Below are 18,922 nucleotides of genomic sequence, written 5' to 3' on the forward strand. Positions count from 1 at the left end.
TCAGAGGTCGGCGGGGGATGCGAGGTGGCCCAGGACCGCGGTAGCTGCGGCGACCTGCGGGGATACCAAGTGAGTACGTCCACCGGGTCCCTGTCGGCCCTCAAAGTTGCGGTTGGAGGTAGAAGCAGAGCGCTCCCCCGGTGCCAATTGGTCGGGGTTCATGCCCAGACACATAGAGCAACCTGCGGTGCGCCACTGCGCGCCGAAGGCGGTGAAGATCTCATCGAGACCTTCCTGCTCTGCCTGCTGTTTGACCATGGTGGAGCTAGGCACCACCAGCATGCGGGTGTTCTCCGCGATAGCGCGGCCCTTGACTACCTCAGCTGCCTCACGCAGATCTTCGATGCGGGCGTTGGTGCAGGAACCTAGGAAGACCGTGTCGATGGCGATCTCACGCAGTGGAGTACCCGGGGTGAGATCCATATAGGTCAGTGCCTTCTCGGCAGCTGCCTTATCTCCATCGTTGGTGTAGTCCTCTGGGTCTGGCACATTCGCACCCAAGGGCAAGCCCTGACCTGGGTTGGTTCCCCAGGTGACAAATGGAGTCAACGCGGAACCATCGATCTCAACGACGGTGTCGAATTGGGCACCCTCGTCAGTGGGCAGCGTCTTCCAATAAGCAACGGCATCGTCCCAATCCTGGCCGGCGGGTGCGAATTCACGGCCCTGAACGTAGTCGAAGGTCTTCTCATCTGGGGCGACCATGCCGGCACGGGCGCCAGCTTCGATGGACATATTGCAGATGGTCATGCGCGCTTCCATCGACAGGTTCTCAATAGCCTCACCACGATATTCAATGATGTGGCCTTGACCTCCGCCGGTTCCAATCTGGGCGATGATGGCCAGGATGAGGTCCTTGGCACCCACTCCGGGCTGGAGTGTTCCGGAGACCTCAATGGCCATGGTCTTAAAGGGGCGCAGCGGCAGCGTCTGGGTAGCCATGACGTGCTCTACCTCAGAGGTGCCAATGCCCATGGCGATCGAACCAAAGGCGCCATGAGTAGAGGTGTGGGAATCTCCACAGACGATGGTCATGCCCGGCTGGGTTGCACCCAGCTGCGGGCCGACGGTGTGGACGATTCCCTGCTTAACATCACCCATCTGATGCAGGCGAACACCGAACTCTTCGCAGTTGCGTCGCAGGGTCTCAACCTGGATGCGCGAGGTCGGTTCTTTGATCTCTAAGATCTCTCCGGAAACGATGCCCTCGGTGGGCACGTTATGGTCCTCGGTAGCTAAGTGCAGGTCGGGACGACGCAGTGGGCGGCCAGCTAGGCGCAGTCCGTCGAAGGCCTGCGGAGAGGTCACCTCGTGGAGCAGCTGCAGGTCGATGTAGAGCAGGTCGGGCTCATCATTATCGCCTTTGGCGACAATATGGTCGTTCCATACCTTCTCGGCCAGCGTAAGCTTGTCGGCCATGGATGTTCACCATCTTTCCCTTGAAAATCTCACATGGTGAGATGCTAGTATCGTGGTATGGGACAGTATACCGCAGTTTCCGGCATCAAGGTGCTCGATCGGGCAGTAGCAATTATGGCGGCCGTCGCCCCTCGTCCGCTATCGCTGACCGAGCTCTGTGAGGCCACCGATCTGCCGCGCGCGACCACTCACCGCCTAGCCAGCGCTTTGGAAACTCACCGAATCTTGGCCCGCAATGTCGATGGCCGCTGGACCACCGGCCCAGCGCTAGCCAGTCTGGGAGCAGGTGGCCAGGACCAACTCATCGATGCCGCCATCCCGATCATGTCCACCTTGGTCGATACCACCGGCGAATCCGTGCAGCTTTATCAACTCAATGGCACCTCAAGAAGCTGCATTGCCTCCCAAGAACCACCCAGCGGCCTACAAAATACCGTTCCAGTGGGCTCCCAACTGCCACTAACCTCCGGCTCCGCGGCCAAAATATTCCTGGCCCATGGCTCGCCCCAACTGCGCGAAACCCTGCTTATCGACGCCGCCTTCTCCCCCGAGGAAGTAGCCATCGCCCGAGAACGAGGATGGAGCGAATCCGTCGCTGAGCGTGAGCTCGGATTGGCTTCCGTTTCTGCCCCCGTGTTCTCCTCCGCCGGAGCCTTCGTTGCAGTGTTATCAGTCTCCGGTCCAGCTGAGCGTCTGCGCCCACACCCAGGACAAAAATGGAGCAGCCAGCTAGTTGCGGCAGCACGGCGTTTGTCAGAGTCACTATAGCGAGTTGATTGGCGCCAGCTAGGTGCACGGCGATAACCCTGGCGGCTAGGTAGACCTAGACCAACAGGGCAAGAAAAATTGGGACAGGTCCTCATGTGAGGTCCTGTCCCATTCTGCTGGCGATATCAGCAGTTCACGGTCTACCTAGCTGCACCCTCCGGAGGAGCACCACCGGCCGGTGGTCCGCCTGCGGGAGCTCCGCCACCGGGCGGCCCACCAGCAGCAACCTCAGCCTCAGCAGTCTGACCAATCATGCAGGTAATTACCTGGTTCTCTTCTGCCGGATTGGCATGGTAGTGATAGCCCTCGGCCTCGGTGTAGTGACCGTTGCATTCATCCAGTTCTACCTCTGCTGCCTGTTGTTCATCGTAGGGACTGTGTACCGGGTAGCCATCCAGTGCATATCCGAACTGCAGGGTTTCACCTTCAGAAGCTCCTTCGACTTCGGAGCAACCAACCGCGCCATGCATGTGATAGCCCTCGGTCGGGTTGAAGTGACCGCCACAGTTGTCAAAGGCGGCAATCGTATGAGCATCCAAGATCGCAGTAACGGGTGCTGCGGCATCGATCCGAACACCGGAGAGAGTCACTCCCAAAAAGGCCGTTGCACTAGCAGGTTCAGCGGCTGCCACCGGTTCGGTAGGAATGAGCACCGTGGCCTGAACCGGCTCACCGTTTTCGAGCCATTCCAAACGGCCCTCCACACAGTGGTTCATTACTGATTCATCGACGTTGGGTTGAGCTGCCAATTCAAATTTCTCTTTGGTGTCAGTGACGAAGATATTGCCCTCTTCGTCATACATCTGCCATGCATCATCGCCGTAGAGTTCCGGAAGCTGCTCAAAGAAGGGGCCATCGAGCGAGTAGATGTCCTCACCGTCAAACCAGATGCCGGCTTGATCAGCGGTATCAGTGATGGTTTCCGGACAGAAGGGGCCAACTTCATCATCCAAGGGGTACCCGGAGATGGTGAGGTTATAGCAGGTAGAAGCGCTCCCATCGCTGAGAATGCAGTCCTCGATTGTCGGCTCTTGGGCTAGCGCCCCATCTTTGAACAGATCAATGTTAAGACCGGCCGGAGTCACCTCCAGCTCTGCTTCAGTAGTTGTGGTCGCATCAGTTGCCGATGCTGATTCCTCGGAATCAGAGTCCCCGGAACCACAAGCAGTAAGCAAGAACAGTGCTGCCACTGAGACTGCTGCAGGAGGCAGGACGCGAAGTGATCGTCGTGCTGAACTAGGCCGATCATTGTCCTGTTTCATAGCAGGAGAGTAGCAATATCCTGCGAAATTTTCGTTTCGAAATTTGAATGATTTGTGATGCACCTCTCAAAGTCGTTAGGAGCTTCTGTATTCTCGCCGAGATCATGCCGAGATCTCGCTAGTTCACTCACCTTGAAGCGCTTACTGATTGATGCTGTAGCTCTGCTCTACTAGCGTCATGAGATAGTCCAAATCGGTCTTTGGAGTGACCTCGACGCGATAGTCCCCATTTCCCCAGTGCCCCTTCTTGACCGGATGAACTAGGTTCTCGGCGATACCTCGCGGATCTTCGAGCGTGCCGCTCTTGACGTTGATAAACACCCAGAGCTTTTGCTTTTGGAAGATAACGTCAGTCACATTGCGGGTCATTTTGAAAACCACGTAGAGCTTCTTAGGCTCGAGCTCCATCTCTTGGTCGAGGCCCAAGAGACGCTCCTTGAGATCGTCGAAGAGCTTGCGGCTGGCTGGCCCACCCTTGGCTAGGTGGTCGTCGAGCGTATAAGTGACCTGGAGAGTTTCGGGCTTTTTTTCGACGCTCGCACCGAGCTTCGGGACGCCTTGGAGCCTCACTTTCTGATAGCTCTCGGTATCTAAGGTAAGCATGTTGTTCCCGAAGAGCTGGTAGCGCATCAGCTCAATCTTGATCGGCAGTAGATCCGCGGTGTCGGTATCGAACCTGCTGTAGCTCTCCGCTACGCAAATAACTCGGGGAGCATCCCACTGGACTTCCTTCTCAACACCCTTCTCCTGGCAGAGAACGTGGAATGAGTCCTTGTGGTCGAGCAACCAACGCAGGTACGAGAGCCCCTGGTTGATGACATTCTCGTTTTGGCCCTTCTTGTACTCAATAATGCACGGGTTGCCGTCATCGTCGATGCCGAGGGTGTCCATGCGCCCACCGAAGCTGGTTGAGTACTCGCTGGCCAAGAAGTGGACGCCAAGGATCTCATACAGGCTGCCCTCGAAGATCTTCTGGATGTCTCGCTCCAGAACCTTCTTCCCATTGACGGTAGTCATGGGCTTAACCTGCTTGGCCGAGTCTTGGCCCACTTCAAAGAGAATCATATTGGGATACTATATCACTTTGACCTGGGAGTTTATATGTCTCATTAGCTCGCTTCCCGGAATCATTCGGGCCGTTCAAAGGATGAGAGCCAGTCCGCTACAACAACTATCCAACTGCCACGGCTATAAAACTGTCATTCCTGCATCGGTGACCAGATCTGAACTTCTGGCAGTAAGTTCTGCAAAAACGGCTTGGTTGGCTTTTGAGGGACGATTGCCACCGAATACCTAGCTCGCGTCACTCCGACATAGAAGCCACAGGCCGATTTGTCGACAAGATATTCCTTCCCCTTAAGGAAATTGTCGATAGGACCAGTTGCGGCAATCAACACCCGAGCAAACGTTCGCCCTTTAACTTGTCCGATGTTCTCGAATCCAAGATGAGAGAGGTGTTTCGCGGTGGCCTTACTCCCACGAAGAGGAGTTGGCGAATAGAGTTTCATATATGCATCCAGATCATCTTTCAGGACTAGGAATACACCATCGTGCCCGGTGACCGCCTTGTTCGCCGATCTGGTTGGGCTAAAACTAAACCTAGGAGGGAAAATTGAATCAGAAAAATGGGAAATCAAGGCGTTAGATCGGTAAGTAGTCGATAATTCGCTGATCTGCAGTATCCCCGATTTCTCTCGACTTCTATACCAGTTAATCAGCTCAAGTCGGTCGGTGCTTTTATTGCGAGGAGAGAACAGACTACTGTCGATCAGGGACTGACGAGTATCTCCAACAGAATAGAAATTGAGTGCGTTCTGGTTTAGCAGGAGATCAATAATGTCGAGACCTTTTCTACTAATATCCTGAGCCTCATCGATGACAAGTTCATCATAAATCCGGGCCAATCTTGCTTCAACGAGACCACCCGCCTCCATCATTACGGCAAAAGCTAAATTTTCAATTGTTTCTTGAAAAATACACCAATTCGAATCAAAGTAGCGCAAAGTGCTGTCTCCACGCTGGAAGCGAATATACTTAGCCCTATCTTTCTTATCTTTACTGTCGTCGGGTGGAAACGAAAATCCCATGACCTTTGCATTTGGAAAGAGCAGCGGAAGGTACGGGCGAATACAATGATGAATCAAGAACGAGTACCAACCAGACACGTCTGGCAATCTTGCCGGAGAACAGGCTTCTTTTAGGCGACCCTCTAACTCATTCTGACCAGTCAGTGTCAAGGTGACGATCAGTCTCCGCGTGGATTTTTCATCGTTGACGCATCTGTCGATGATGCTCTGCGTCTTACCTGCGCCCGCACAAGCATGAACGAACTGGTGCATTAGCTTGATCGACTCCCGGGCGGGCTCATCAGGAAGTCGAATGCCTCATTGAAATATACGGGCGGAAGAATCTTAGACTGGCTCTCTGCAATCTTGAGTGCCGCAGTGGTCTTGTTGCCAGTCATCCATGACTCAACGTCAGTGCCAGGGTCGAGGTCAAATAGTTCCCTTAGAGCCTCCGCCTTGTTCGCGTTGCAGATCTGTGGCTCCAAAGTGTGTCCCAGCCCCTTGTCTCCAATAAAAAACTGCCGGTGTCCTGGCTCAAGATACTGGGTCGACTTTTCCTCCCAGTGGCTCGCACTTTCCCCGTCATTATCTCGAAGTGCAGCTAACCTAATTCCCAGCCGATCGGCCAATTCAAAGGCACGAGCAAAGCTCGTTCCTACAGTGACCACATCTATTCCTTGGTCTAGTGGCTCAACTCCAAAGCGGTCTTTGAAGAAGCGGTTGAACACTATCTCGTCAGAAGGTCCCTCGACTACCACGGCCAAATCCGCGAGCAATAATCTCAGACTATCGAAGCCCGAAAGCTTCTGAAAATATTCCACGGTTTCGGGAGACAACTGGTCAAACTTGCGGATCTCCCCCGACCTCAACATTGCTAAGTGATCTAGCCCGAGTCGGTTCAGCACAAAGGAACTATGTGTTGTCACGAAAAGTTGTTGATCTCCCACGTTCTTGCTCACCAAATCGAGAAGAATGCGAAGTTTTGTATGGCTAAGATGGTTCTCGGGCTCCTCAATTAGTACGCAGCTGACGTTTGCATGAGATTGATTGAGCGCGAGAATCGTCTTTGCTGTTACTTGCGCCCCCTGACCTGCAAGCCCCAGCGGGATACCGCCAATCTCAGGGATTAGGGTTGCGTCCCAAGAAGCTGAACGAGATTGATCTACCTGGATGCCAACTCCTACCGATCCGGCCTCTTGTGCTTCCCTCCCCAGCTGTTTGTTAATCCCCTTTAGTACGTCTCCGCCGAGAGTCGAACGCATTTTACGATGCTCAACAGATATACCGACTTTGGCCTTCTCGTCGATTCGTTGATCGAGCAATTGCCTCGTATGCGCGTCAAGACCATTCCGAGAAAATACAGCCTGGCCGTCGATAATCGACACACCAAGCCCCTTTGGAGTTTTGAAGATCGGGCCACCGGAAAAATCAAGCCAATCTACCCGATAATACTCTACAGGCAAGATTCGAGGCCAACCCTCAACACTAAAGTAGTTCTCGATCTCTTGCGCATAAGCTGGATCAGGGTACGCGCGTATTGACATCCCTACAGAATCTTCCTCGCTTAGATTGTGGACGCCGCGCATAGCTTCCAGCTGCTTGTTTCTCGTTCTCAGGTGTACATCTATTCTGAAATCTGGCATCGGTACACTTGCTCCGACAGACTTCTGGTTAAAGAACTCGTCTACGTTCGCTTGATTGAACCAGTAAGGATTGATCTCATCGACCGCTCTGAGTCGGCCAATTCTTCCAGTTAGAACCATTATCAGCGCCTCAAGAATTGTTGATTTTCCAGAGCCGTTTGCGCCAACAATGATGTTGCTTCTCGGGTGCGGTCGAAATTCCATATCCCGGAATTTTCGATAGCCTTTGATCCGCAATTTAGTTATCTGCATCGACAACCTGCCTAATCATCGTCACTATGTCATCGCTCTTCAGCTGTGGTCGGAACGTGACTTTGATTTTCTCCTTGTCAACTGATTCGAAGAACTTCCTCGATGCTTCAAGCCACATCTGCTCACTTTCACGCAGATCAGTAATCTCTTCAACGTCTTTAGTCTCGACGATAAAGTTCAATGACAGTTTTCCGTCCTTATCTTTTAGGACGTACATGAAATCGGGACTTATCGCGCCGCCGAAGTAAAGGGGCACCGGAATTGAGCGCCGAGGAATCTTACCGAACACCACTACCTGGTCCAGGTGGGAATCCCGAATAGTCTGCTTCTCTTTTGGCGAATCATAGGCTAAAACGTCATACAAGAACTTCTCTGGAACGCGAGACTCTTCGTCCCGATAGACACCGATGTTGCCTTGGATGATCCTCTTGAGTGGCTGACCTTGATCATCAGTCAAAGCTGTAGCGCCTGCCAGCCCTTCGATCTTAGTATAGGAAAATCGACTGATCATCTCACGCTGCATCCAGACCTGGAAGCCGGTGACGAAATTTCCGAGCGTAGCCTTATCAAAGAAGTTCTTCGGCAGCTTCTTTTTCTTATCCGCAGCAACTAGGCCGGTATGAATACGATCAGGTGGAAGAAAAGTCTGTTCATATGCCAACTGCAGCCACTCGCCATACGGAATAGCCTCAGTACTGTCGTAGGTAGACCGAGTTTCTGATCGAGTATCGACCGTGCCGTCGTCATTTATCACGAACGTCTCCCGAAATCCACGTCCGAAGACCTGGCCCATTCTTCAAAAATTCGTACTCGTATGTGTAAGCATACATTGGTACCCCGTACGGGATTCGAACCCGTGTTACCGGCGTGAGAGGCCAGCGTCCTAGGCCACTAGACGAACGGGGCTTGTTCGCTATATATGTGGTGTCCTGAACGGACTCCATAACAGTAGACGGAACATGCTGGTGGGAACAAATCGCACGCTCAGTGGCTATAAATAAAGAAATCCACCACAGAGACTGTGGTGGATTTTCCGAACCGTGGACGGTGGCATGTCCACCGCTTCCGACTGCAGGTGCGAAAGTATCGTCAGTCTGAGTTGAAGTCCTCTTTGACTGCGTCCGCTGTGGTTCATTAGAACCTAGTTGCCGGGGATTGGCTTGTCCGTTCCGTGGGGTTCGGTTGACGCCATTCGCAACATGTCTCTCCCGTGTGGCTCCTGTGCTTCGCGCTAACTATGCGCTTGGAAGTTATGGATTATGGCTATGCCGCTCATGGGAGGAAGTCTACGACGCGTCCGGGAATAAGATGCGTTCCACTTGCTGCCATATGCTCACCTTCCGCTCCTGTTGCAGTCGGAGTACCGATCTCCCTCTGCCCAACTAGCGGGCTTTTCAAGGTGTGATCCTCTCCGTTAATTGCAGCTTATTCCCTATCTGCAGGGTGTGGAAGGACTATTTTTACAATCATTATTTGCCCTACCCCCACACCGTTAAACCGCCAGTTGCCGGCCACGCACTAAAAGTTAGTTCGGGGGTAAATACTATTTCGAAATCAAAAAATCACCTTCAAGCGTGATGCTTGAAGGTGATTTTTATGTTGTACCCCGTACGGGATTCGAACCCGTGTTACCGGCGTGAGAGGCCAGCGTCCTAGGCCACTAGACGAACGGGGCAAGGCGAACTTCATCGCCCGCAGATTGCTCTGCAGCTGGCCTACCAGGACTCGAACCTAGAACGACGGTACCAGAAACCGCTGTGTTGCCAATTACACCATAGGCCACTATGTTATTATCTTCTGTTGCTCGCTCTCAGTGAGCAACGTTGAATACTATAACCACAATGGCCCATTTCTAACAAATCCGCAGGTTAAACGGCATATTTCCAAGTCTAAAAACTGACCTTTCAACGCCACTACTACCCTGCCGCTGACCCACGACAACTCCCATCGACAGTGCCGGCCCGAAGGAACAGGCTGCGGTGAGAATACGGCGGCGTCGATAAGCATCTTTGGCATAGAAAAAGACACCCGCTAGCGCCTAGACGAGCAATCGCCGAGGCACTAGCGGGTGGAAGAAAACTAACTGTTAGACAGCCGGCTGGAAGGGCGTGGCCTTGCGGGCAGCCTGCAACCGAGCCAGGGTCGACTCGCGGCCCAATAGCTCCATGGACTCGAACAGAGGCGGGGAAATGGCCGCACCAGAGATGGCCACTCGAAGCGCGCCATAAGCCTTGCGAGGCTTGAGCTCTAGGTCCTCGAGCAAGGCCTTGGACAAGGTCGCCTCAAGCTCGGCGGTAGTCCAGTCCGAGACCGCTTCCAGGGCCGTGATAGCGGCCTCTAGCGGTGCGACGGCGTCTTCCTTGAGGTTCTTCTTCGCCGACTTCTCATCAAGCACCAGATCCTCATCAGCGGTGACCAAGAACTTTAAAAGGCCATAGGCATCCGAGAGAACCTTGATTCGGGTCTGGACCAGCTCGGCGGCCACCTGGAACTTCTCGGCCGGGTAATCGGCTGGGAAGTCGGTGTACTCGCTGAGGAAGGAACGCAGGCGCTGCTCGAAATCAGCAGGCTCCAGCAGGCGAATATGGTCGGCGTTGATCGACTCCAGCTTCTTCTGATCAAAGCGCGCTGGGTTGCCAAGAACGTCCGCAACATCAAAGTTGGCCACCAGGTCATCAACGCTGAAGATGTCCTGGTCAGCCGACAAGGACCAACCCAGCAGTGCCAGATAGTTGAGCATGCCTTCCGGGATGATGCCATTGCGGCGGTGATTGAATAGATCCGAGCTCGGATCACGCTTGGAGAGCTTCTTATTGCCCTCGCCCATGACGAAGGGCAGGTGGCCAAACTCCGGGGTAGCCTCAGCTACGCCAATGCGCTTGAGGGCCTCATAGAGGGCCAACTGACGCGGGGTCGAGGGCAAGAGGTCCTCGCCGCGCAGGACGTGGGTGACCTTCATCAGCGCGTCATCGACCGGGTTAACCAGGGTGTAGAGCGGTGAGCCATTGGAACGGGCGACCACGAAATCGGGCTGGGTGGAAGACTTGAACTCGACCTCACCGCGAACCAGGTCGTTCCACTTCCAATTCTGCTCCGGCATCCGCAGACGCCAGACCGGCTTGCGATCCTGCTCTTCAAAAGCAGCGATCTGCTCAGCGGTCAGCTCACGGTCGAAGTTGTCATATCCAAGCTTGGGGTCGCGGCCAGCTGCCTTGTGGCGCTCCTCGACCTCCTGGGCGGTGGAATAGGCCGGGTAAACCTCGCCGGCCTCAATGAGCTTGTTGAGGACATCTTCGTAGATATCCATGCGCCGGGACTGGCGGTAGGGCTCATGCGGGCCGCCCTTTTCCACGCCTTCATCCCAATCCATTCCCAGCCAGGTCAAGGCATCGAGGATGGCCTGGTAGGACTCTTCCGAATCGCGGGCAGCGTCAGTATCTTCAATACGAAAAACCAAGGAGCCACCGGTATGGCGGGCATAGGCCCAGTTGAACAAGGCAGTGCGTACCAAGCCCACATGTGGGGTTCCGGTGGGTGAAGGGCAAAAACGAACTCGAACGTCAGTCATGTCCGTCATGGTACTGCTCACCGTTTTCTTTGGACACGCAAGTCCCAGGCTTTGGCCAACGCTATGACTATGCTGACACGGGAATCTGACTGACCTGCCCTGAGACCAGCCCCGCTGAGACTGTTCGTCCAGGAAATCACCGCCCTGTCCAGATCTAAAATTTCTGGCTGAGAAACACCGGAGTTTAGCTGTGAAACTCCCCCGGTCTAGACTGTCTTTTTATGTGTGCTCACCGCCCCTCATCCGCGCCGGACTTCCTACTGTCCCGCGCGCACGGCTCGGTGCGTACTCAAGGTTGCTTGGAAACCTTCACCGACCCCTGGGATGCGATTGCGGCGTTGGCCGAAGGTCGCGTCCAGATGGTCGTCGGCGCGATCCCGTTTACCCGTTCTTCTCCTGCCGCGTTGACGGTTCCAGCAAAGATCATCCGTGAGGATGGCCCCCTGGAGCCGCATGCTTACTACCGGCAGGGGCCAGGTGCCCGCATGCACGCCGAGCTTGCCAGCATGGACCCAGAACCAGAAGAGCACCTGCGCCGAGTAGAGGCAGCGGTGAGCACCATCCGAGAATCCAAGCTAGAAAAAGTTGTCTTAGCTCGTTCCGTGGATATCGCTTTCGACCCGCCAGTTGATCCCCTGTTGGTGGCTGCTCGGTTGATCGATAACTCGCTGAACAAGGATGGCTTCATCGTCGATCTCTCGCCGGCAGGCCAAGCAGGCCACATTTTGGTCGGCTCCTCCCCCGAGGTGCTCATCAAGCGTCAAGGCTCTACTGTGTCGGCTTTCCCGTTGGCAGGCTCTGCCGCGAGGCAAGAAGATCCGGACCTCGATGCCGCAGTAGGAACTGAGCTATCTCAATCCATTAAAAACCTCGATGAACACCGCCATGTCGTCGAGCATTTACGCCAAGCGCTAGCTCCATTGTGCTCACGTCTGGATATCGCGGAGCAGCCGGAGCTGACCAGCACCAGTGAAATGTGGCACCTAGCTACCCCGATCGTGGGCACCCTTCAGGACTCCACCCTTAGTGCCTTGGAACTGGCCGTGCGATTGCACCCCACTCCGGCCATTTGCGGTACTCCTACCGACGCCGCCGAAGCGCTCATTGAGACCGCAGAGTCTGACCGTGGGTTCTACGCCGGCGCGGTCGGCTGGTGTGATGGATCAGGAGATGGCGAATATATGGTCGCTATTCGCTGCGCGGAGGTCTCCGGCGATGGCCGGTCTGCGCGCGCTTGGGCCGGCGGGGGCATCGTCGCCGATTCCGACCCAGAAGGCGAGCTCGCAGAGACCACCGCAAAACTGCGGACGATCCTGCGCTCCCTAGGGCTTTAAGCCCGTACTGCTCGCAGAACCAGATCCTCGCGGTGATGAGCGCCAGCTCCGTGGCTCACTGCACGGCTAACCCGGCTCACAGACACCTCGGCGAAGTGCTCTGCCACTAAATCCTTCAGAGCAGCCGGGCTCAAGAGCTCTGGATGCTCATCGCCAAAATCATGGTGGACCACCAATAGCGTGCCACCAGGAGCGACCAACTTGATCAATGCCTGAGCAACGTCCGCAGTCGCGGGCAACGGGGTATAGAAACTGCTGACCAGATCGAAGGTTCTCCCCCGCTCAGAGAACTCAACTAGATCCGCCGCGATGAGCTCAACGTGCTCAGATAGTCCCTGAGCATCGATCAGCTGCTGAGTGCGTTCGATAGCGACTGCCACCGGGTCGATACCGGTGACCTGCCACTGCTGGGCAGCCAACCACGCGACATCCGCGCCTTCGCCACAGCCGATATCGATTACTGTTCCGGCAGTCATTGCGCCAACTTCACGGACCAGATTCTCATTGGGATTACCCGACCATCTAGGTCCCTCGGCGTAGAACTGATCGAAATCAGTGTGACTATGCTCGGGCAACGGGATTTCCCAGCTTGCCGATGCCGGGGATCTCAATCTCGATGAAATCGCCCGGGGACATTGCCGCAGTGCCAGCCGGAGAACCCGTGCAGATGACATCTCCCGGCAGCAGCGTCATCGAAGCCGTAATGAACTCGATGATCTCACCCATTTTCATGATCATCTGATCAGAGTTGGAATCCTGCTTGAGCGCGGTCTGTCCCTCGTGGGTCAGACGAGCCTTGATCGGGAGGGAGTCAAGATTGACGCTATCGATGTCGGTTTCGATCCAGGGGCCGAGCGGGCAGAAGGTGTCAATGCCCTTGGCCCTAGCCCACTGGCCATCGGCGAACTGCAGATCGCGGGAGGAGACGTCATTGACAATAGTAAAACCGAGAACGACAGATTTCCAGTCTGCAGCCTTGACATTCTTGCAAGGCTTGCTCACGACGACGGCGAGCTCGCCTTCGAACTCGACCTTGGTAGCAAAGTCAGGAATGCGAATGGGGTTTCCGGGCCCCACCACTGCCGTCGACGGCTTCAGGAAGAGCGTCGGGGGAAGATGCTCCGCTGACTCCTTGAACACCTCAGCAACGTGATCGGCGTAGTTGCGGCCAATGGCCACTACCTTGCCGGGCAGCATCGGGGCAAGCAGTTTCACATCCGCCAGCGGCCATTCCCGGCCAGTGTAGGCCGGTGCAGTAAAGGGCGTACCTTCAACCTCTTTCGCAATCAGGTCCTGATCACCATCGATAACGGCGAAGGACATTCCATCCGGGTGGGCAATTCTTCCAAAGCGCATGCCCGCAATCCTACAGCCCGGATACCTGCCCTAATCCATCAGATCGCGGAGGTTGTGCACCGAGAGACTAGCCCGGTGAGCAAGATACTGTTCGGCGCATGCCAGCGCATCCGTGAGGGCATTGTGATTGCGATAGCTGGGAAGACCATAACGCTGACGGACCCGGGCCAAGCGGAGATCTTCCCCGCGCGGATAGGTACCCATCCGCTCCATATGCCGTCGCTCAATGGAGAAAGTATCCACGATCGGCACGTTCAGTCCCGCGCCAAACGACTCTTGGCAAGCAGCGGAAATAAAACCGGTTTCCATCGGCGCAAAATGTGCCAACATCGCTCTCCCCTGCAGAGCCTCTAAGAACTGAGTCAGCGCCTCTTTGGGATCTACTCCAGCGGCAATCTCATCGTCGGTGAGATGGTGAATGGTCGCGGAAGGGCCGACGGAAAAACCCTCCGTTCCGCGCAGGATGACATAGCCTGCACCAGAGAGATCAATCTCTTGACCATTAACTGGTACCCAGCCAATGGAGACCAGCTGATGGCGATCGGGCTTGAGGCCAGTGGTTTCCACATCAACAGCCAATAGGCGCGCCTCATCCAGTGGGGTACCCGCATCAGGAGGGGTTACCTCATAGAATTCCCGGAGTGGGCCAGTTGCTTTTTTGGCTGGATCACTGCGAAATGGCCACATCAGATGCTCCGGACCGGATACTTGGTGGCCAGGGCATTTTGCATGTTTTTGATGATCTGGAAGCTATCGCGCAGGTGCTCCCGGTCCATTTTGGACAACCTATTGGGGTCAATATTGTAATCTGGGACCACCTTTTCTCGGACCTGCTGGGCCTGGTGCCGCAACGTGATCGTACGCAGGTACTCAAAAGCATCGAGCAGGTCGAGTGCGCCCTTCTGCGAGACCGCGCCAGCAGCAGCGGCTTCACTTAGTCGGCGACGGGTGCCCACTGCTTGTACCCCAGCGGTCAACGAGAACAGCCTGGCCATCTGCACGATCCCAGCAGTACCACCCTTTTTCACGTTCAGGGTGTTGGCATACTCTCCCGAGCGATCAACAACGAGTCCACGGAAAAAGCCCAGTGGCGGCTCCCGGCGCGCGGCCAAGGAGGCGAGGTGCGCGTGCATCCGACGCGCTCCGTGGGCCATTCCTACCGCATTGCTGTGGACAGCATCTGCGAGTTCGGAATCACCGTGAATGCTTCGGAAATCAAAGAAGGTCTGCGCATGCAACAGAGCATCTGGGCTAGGGGCAGTGACCCAGAGATGGAAAGTGTCCATCCATTCCGAGGCGGTCATCCGCCATTGCGGATTCATCGCCATCATGTCCCCCGGGCACAGTACCTGTCCTGCGGTATCGAGTCCTCGGCAAACGAACTCCGAAAGCTCAGCGAAGTACTCCCCGTGCTCGGATTCCACGTAGTCATCCGATAACACCATGGCGTTGTCTTGGTCTGAAGCCAGACCCATCTCTCGGCGGCCCTGTGAGCCTAAGACCACGAAGGAATAGGACACCGGCGGGGCGCCAAAGCGTTCCTCTCCCAGAGTCAATAGCCGCCGTGCCAAAGCATCAGCGGCGATGGTCATCATTCCGGTGGTCTCTTCGGCAGAGGCTCCGCGCTCGATAAAGCGCGCTGCTACCTCAGAGGCTGAAGAATAGGCATCGACCAATTCTTCCGGGGAGTTTCGCCGGGAAAGATCAGCGGTGAGGTAGATCGGATCATTGCGCAGCAGTCGCATGACGTCTGCGGTGGTGACAATTCCGGTGAGCTGACCTTCATCCACAATCGGTAGGTGATGGATACGTAATTCTGCCATCAGCAGCATCGCTTCAAAGGCAAGCGTCTCAGAGTTCACCGTCCGAGGAGATGCTGTCATAACGTCAGTCACGGGCCGGTTGATGTCTAGGCCTTGAGCTATTACTCGTCCGCGCAGGTCACGGTCGGTGAGAATACCGTTGAGTCTTCCATCGGTAGTAATAAGCAACGATGACACCCGGTTTTCTTCCATCACCACCGCTGCCTGCTTAATGGTGGAATCCATGCCGATGGACACTGGGTCATTGATCTTAAAATCAGCCAAGCGGGTACGCAGTACATCCGCCGAGGTATCTTCGCGCAGCTCATCTGCCGCAGCATGGATTCGGCGAGACTGTGAGGAATAGAAGCGCTCAATATCGGGATTGCGTTCGATCAACCCGCCAAATTCTGCACGTGGCAGGGTCAGCAGCAAGGAATCTTCTACCGCGATCATTGAGTACTGGCAGGCATTGTCACCCACCAAGGTGGAGTAGCCGAAGCTGCGACCAGCATCCCTGCGATCAAGGAGTACGCCGTCGTTGCCGAGAACATCCACGGCCCCCGAACGAATGACATAGAGCTTGTCATTGGGTTGACCAAGGGCGATAATCTCTTCGCCTCGGCGGACGTAGTGGATATTCATCCGGCCGGGCAACTGATCCAATTCCTTGGCAGGCAGGCGGATGAAAGGCTCAAAGTCGGCGATAAATTCGCGGACCTCATCTAGTTCGACCGTCATGGCCTACAGCCTAGGGAAAAACCCCTTCCCTAGTGCGGTTTCCCTCAAACTACTATTGGTAGGAAACGAACCAGGGACGAGGCTCAATGCTAAAGGTCTGCTCGGGGGTAAACATTGGGGTGTCTTCATCAATGAAGTTCTTCCACGCCAAGAAGAAATCCCCGCTCAAGTCTTGCTGCATAGCGCCCCACGTGTCGAACTTTTCGCTGGCGCCGCCATGTCCATCGACGTGGAGGACGAAGGCGATCTCTGGATAGGACGTATCGATCAACTCTCGATTGCGCACCATCTGGGTTTGAAACTGGTGCACAATCAGCGATTTCTGCGGTAGATCATTGTCTTGGACTAGCGTGGCCAACCACTCAGAGACCTCATTGATCTCGGCCGCAGTGGTGTTTCCCACTCGGGTCATCGGTTGTTCACCCGGCGCAAGCTTCCATTCTGGGTCCAAGGCGAGACCAACATTGGGCAGTTTGAGTAGATCCTCGTAATATTTCGCTTGCTCCAGGAAGCTGCCTTGGCCCGGTTGGAGGTCAAGGTTGGCGTATCCGCCAGCTTGAGTAATCGCCTCAACATAGGGACGTAGTTCCTCGGGATCACTCTCATTCGAGTAATTGCCATCTGGTCCGGGAACATCCGAGGCGACGGTGGCAATGACCTCAAAAGCCGGAATAACGGGCTGCTCTTCTAAAGGCTGATATTGCGCAACCAACTCTTGGGCGCGAGTAACAGCCTCATCCGGAGACTGCTCCCCCATCACGCCTAAAGCCGCTCCGGAGGGGTGACCATAGAGCGCAATCATGCGTCGGCCGGGGAAGACTAGTCCTCCGCCACCGGGCAACTCACCATTGGCCGCCAGATCCACCGCTCTGTCAAAGAGCTCTGGATCGCCGAATTGAGCGCCTAGTGCGAGCACATCCGAATTATTAACCAAGTCCATGGATTCAGGACTAATGCGCGGATCGGGATACGGGAGCATCATCACTTCCGCACCAGCTGCCTTCGCCGTAGAAAGGCTAGCCAAAGTGGTCTCCGCAGTTGCCAGCATGGGCGGCATAGTCAACGGGTGCTCCAGAAAGCCCAGATCATCGATCCCCGAAGCAGTTTCAGGCGTCAGCACAGCGATGTCTTCGATTGATTCCGGGAGCAAAGATTGCTCATCATCGATGAGCTCAGCGGTAGTTGCCAAGGCGCCGACCTGACCGACGGTAACCACCGTATCCGCTTGGAGCCGAGTGATTTCGCCTTCTAGAGTCGAATTATCTGCTCCCACAGCGGTAATCATCGGCGCCCCAGCAGCTATTGCGACGTGGGCAGCTCGAGTTTGCTCTGCTAGCTCAGGCCCGGAGACCACGACGATCTCAGCTGTTTCGAAAAGCCTCCGGGAGGTCTCGACACCGCTGCCATCACGATCTGCGATGACCTCTGAGGCTGGCAGAGCCAACGAAGCGGCATCGCTTTCTGACGCTGCGCCATCGTTGCCATTATCTACCTGCGACGAACACCCAGCCACCAAGGACAGTGCTGTTGTCATCGCCAGCATCACTGCCAGTTTCTTCATAGGTCTCCCTCATTGCTTTCACTGAGAATACAATGTCAGGCTACCTTTAAAGAGCTGCAAGAATGCGGTCCCCCACCTCGGAGGTCCGGATATCACCGCTACGGTGCGCAACATCTTCGGTCACGGCCGCTTCAATCCGGGCAGCGTTGTCTTCATCGCCTAGATGACGAAGAAGCATCGCGGCAGAGAGGATCGCCGCAGTCGGGTCAGCAACGCCGGTTCCAGCAATATCCGGGGCGGAGCCATGGACCGGCTCAAACATCGAGGGGTTAGCTCCGGTGGCATCAATATTTCCGGAGGCGGCTAGGCCGATTCCGCCGGAGATTGCGCCAGCTTCGTCGGTGATGATGTCGCCGAAGAGGTTATCGGTGACAATCACATCAAAGCGGGAGGGGTCAGTGACCAGGTAAATAGTTGCTGCGTCGATATGTGCATAATCGACGGCGACCTCTGGGTATTCGGTGGCGACCTCATCGACGGTGCGCTGCCAGAGTCCGCCGCCATGGACCAAGACGTTGGTTTTGTGAACCAGGGTCAGGTGCCGGTTGCGGGTCATCGCCAGCTCGAAGGCGTAGCGCACGACTCGTTCTGCACCGTAGCGAGTATTTACAGAGGTCTCGTTGGCAACCTCGTGCGGGGTGCCCACTCGAATGCCGCCGCCATTGCCGGTATAGGCGCCTTCAGTACCCTCACGAACTACGACGAAGTCGATCTCGCCGGGGTTGCGCAGAGGCGACTGCACTCCCTCATAAAGCTTGGAGGGACGCAGGTTGACGTGGTGATCAAGTGCGAAGCGCATCTTCAGCAGCAATCCACGCTCAAGGACGCCGGGGGCCACCTCACCCGGCGCGCCGATGGCACCGAGCAAAATCGCGTCATGCTCGCGCAGAGATGCCAGATCTGCGTCGGTGAGAAGTTCACCGTTGCGCAGGTAGCGGCGGGCGCCTAGATCGTAATCGGTGGTCTCGATGTCCTCGCGGACTGCGCGGAGGACGCGGAGGGCCTGATCGGTTACTTCCGGGCCGATTCCGTCTCCGCCAATGACTGCAAGTTTCATTCTATGGGATTCCCTTCTCACCAGATGGACTCGTGGGCGAGTTTAGCAGCCCAGACCTCGCGCTGTGCCAGATACCGACGTTCTTTCAGCACT

15 protein-coding genes and 3 tRNA genes are annotated in these 18,922 nt (G+C 55.6%); 2 read left to right on the top strand and 16 right to left on the bottom strand.

All coding sequences use genetic code 11. From position 1 onward, the window contains the following. Positions 1-1,419 (bottom strand): 3-isopropylmalate dehydratase large subunit, encoded by a 1,419-nt coding sequence (leuC, locus tag C5L39_RS07370; protein ID WP_123048262.1) that lies wholly within the window; start codon positions 1,417-1,419, stop codon positions 1-3. Positions 1,420-1,476: 57 nt separating this feature from the next. On the opposite strand from leuC, the gene C5L39_RS07375 reads away from it, so the two are divergent. After that, positions 1,477-2,187 carry an IclR family transcriptional regulator gene (locus C5L39_RS07375; RefSeq protein ID WP_123048263.1) on the top strand — a complete coding sequence of 237 codons (711 nt, stop codon included), beginning with the start codon at positions 1,477-1,479 and terminating at the stop codon, positions 2,185-2,187. Between the two features lie 140 nt (positions 2,188-2,327). Here C5L39_RS07375 and C5L39_RS07380 read toward each other — a convergent pair whose 3' ends face one another. The 9 genes from C5L39_RS07380 to gltX form a co-directional block, all read right to left on the bottom strand. Further along, entirely contained in the window at positions 2,328-3,449 is a 1,122-nt protein-coding gene (locus C5L39_RS07380; protein ID WP_123048264.1) for a YHYH protein, read from the bottom strand. Between the two features lie 141 nt (positions 3,450-3,590). Next, a complete protein-coding gene (locus tag C5L39_RS07385) occupies positions 3,591-4,514 on the bottom strand; it encodes a DUF5655 domain-containing protein (protein WP_123048265.1) in 924 nt (307 codons plus the stop codon). Between the two features lie 134 nt (positions 4,515-4,648). After that, the gene (locus tag C5L39_RS07390; RefSeq protein WP_123048266.1) at positions 4,649-5,788 is read right to left on the bottom strand and encodes a DEAD/DEAH box helicase family protein; all 1,140 of its coding nucleotides are present in this window, start codon (positions 5,786-5,788) and stop codon (positions 4,649-4,651) included. Next, positions 5,788-7,410, bottom strand: coding sequence for an ATP-dependent nuclease (locus C5L39_RS07395; protein ID WP_245974931.1), 1,623 nt, complete (start codon positions 7,408-7,410; stop codon positions 5,788-5,790). Before C5L39_RS07395 ends, C5L39_RS07390 begins: the two co-directional genes overlap by 1 nt. Beyond that, positions 7,397-8,164, bottom strand: a complete 768-nt coding sequence (locus C5L39_RS07400) for a restriction endonuclease (RefSeq protein WP_126268744.1) — start codon at positions 8,162-8,164, stop codon at positions 7,397-7,399. Before C5L39_RS07400 ends, C5L39_RS07395 begins: the two co-directional genes overlap by 14 nt. Before the next feature lie 76 nt (positions 8,165-8,240). Beyond that, a tRNA-Glu gene (locus C5L39_RS07405) sits at positions 8,241-8,316 on the bottom strand. A 696-nt stretch (positions 8,317-9,012) separates the two neighbouring features. Then, positions 9,013-9,085 (bottom strand) — tRNA-Glu (locus C5L39_RS07410). A 35-nt stretch (positions 9,086-9,120) separates the two neighbouring features. Then, a tRNA-Gln gene (locus C5L39_RS07415) sits at positions 9,121-9,192 on the bottom strand. A 304-nt stretch (positions 9,193-9,496) separates the two neighbouring features. Next, entirely contained in the window at positions 9,497-10,987 is a 1,491-nt protein-coding gene (gene gltX, locus C5L39_RS07420) for a glutamate--tRNA ligase (protein WP_197714731.1), read from the bottom strand. A gap of 212 nt (positions 10,988-11,199) precedes the next feature. On the opposite strand from gltX, the gene C5L39_RS07425 reads away from it, so the two are divergent. Continuing rightward, positions 11,200-12,312: an isochorismate synthase gene (locus tag C5L39_RS07425; protein WP_123048270.1), complete on the top strand. Its 1,113-nt coding sequence runs from the start codon at positions 11,200-11,202 to the stop codon at positions 12,310-12,312. Here the strand turns inward: C5L39_RS07425 and C5L39_RS07430 are convergent. From C5L39_RS07430 to C5L39_RS07455, 6 genes are read right to left on the bottom strand one after another with little or no spacing between them, the layout of a single operon-like run. After that, positions 12,309-12,887, bottom strand: a complete 579-nt coding sequence (locus tag C5L39_RS07430) for a class I SAM-dependent methyltransferase (protein ID WP_165858008.1) — start codon at positions 12,885-12,887, stop codon at positions 12,309-12,311. The two genes, C5L39_RS07425 and C5L39_RS07430, sit on opposite strands and share 4 nt — an antisense overlap. Next, positions 12,874-13,668, bottom strand: a complete 795-nt coding sequence (locus C5L39_RS07435) for a fumarylacetoacetate hydrolase family protein (RefSeq protein ID WP_123048272.1) — start codon at positions 13,666-13,668, stop codon at positions 12,874-12,876. The genes C5L39_RS07430 and C5L39_RS07435 overlap by 14 nt, the downstream gene beginning before the upstream one ends. 30 nt (positions 13,669-13,698) lie before the next feature. Continuing rightward, positions 13,699-14,355 (bottom strand): exonuclease domain-containing protein, encoded by a 657-nt coding sequence (locus C5L39_RS07440; protein ID WP_123048273.1) that lies wholly within the window; start codon positions 14,353-14,355, stop codon positions 13,699-13,701. After that, entirely contained in the window at positions 14,355-16,211 is a 1,857-nt protein-coding gene (locus tag C5L39_RS07445; RefSeq protein WP_123048274.1) for a DUF294 nucleotidyltransferase-like domain-containing protein, read from the bottom strand. The genes C5L39_RS07440 and C5L39_RS07445 overlap by 1 nt, the downstream gene beginning before the upstream one ends. 52 nt (positions 16,212-16,263) lie before the next feature. Further along, positions 16,264-17,772: a cell wall-binding repeat-containing protein gene (locus C5L39_RS07450; protein ID WP_123048275.1), complete on the bottom strand. Its 1,509-nt coding sequence runs from the start codon at positions 17,770-17,772 to the stop codon at positions 16,264-16,266. A gap of 46 nt (positions 17,773-17,818) precedes the next feature. Next, the gene (locus tag C5L39_RS07455; protein WP_123048276.1) at positions 17,819-18,829 is read right to left on the bottom strand and encodes a 3-isopropylmalate dehydrogenase; all 1,011 of its coding nucleotides are present in this window, start codon (positions 18,827-18,829) and stop codon (positions 17,819-17,821) included. Between the last annotated feature and the right edge of the window lie 93 nt (positions 18,830-18,922).

This window comes from Corynebacterium alimapuense (assembly GCF_003716585.1).
In the GTDB taxonomy this organism is placed as follows: Bacteria; Actinomycetota; Actinomycetes; order Mycobacteriales; family Mycobacteriaceae; genus Corynebacterium; species Corynebacterium alimapuense.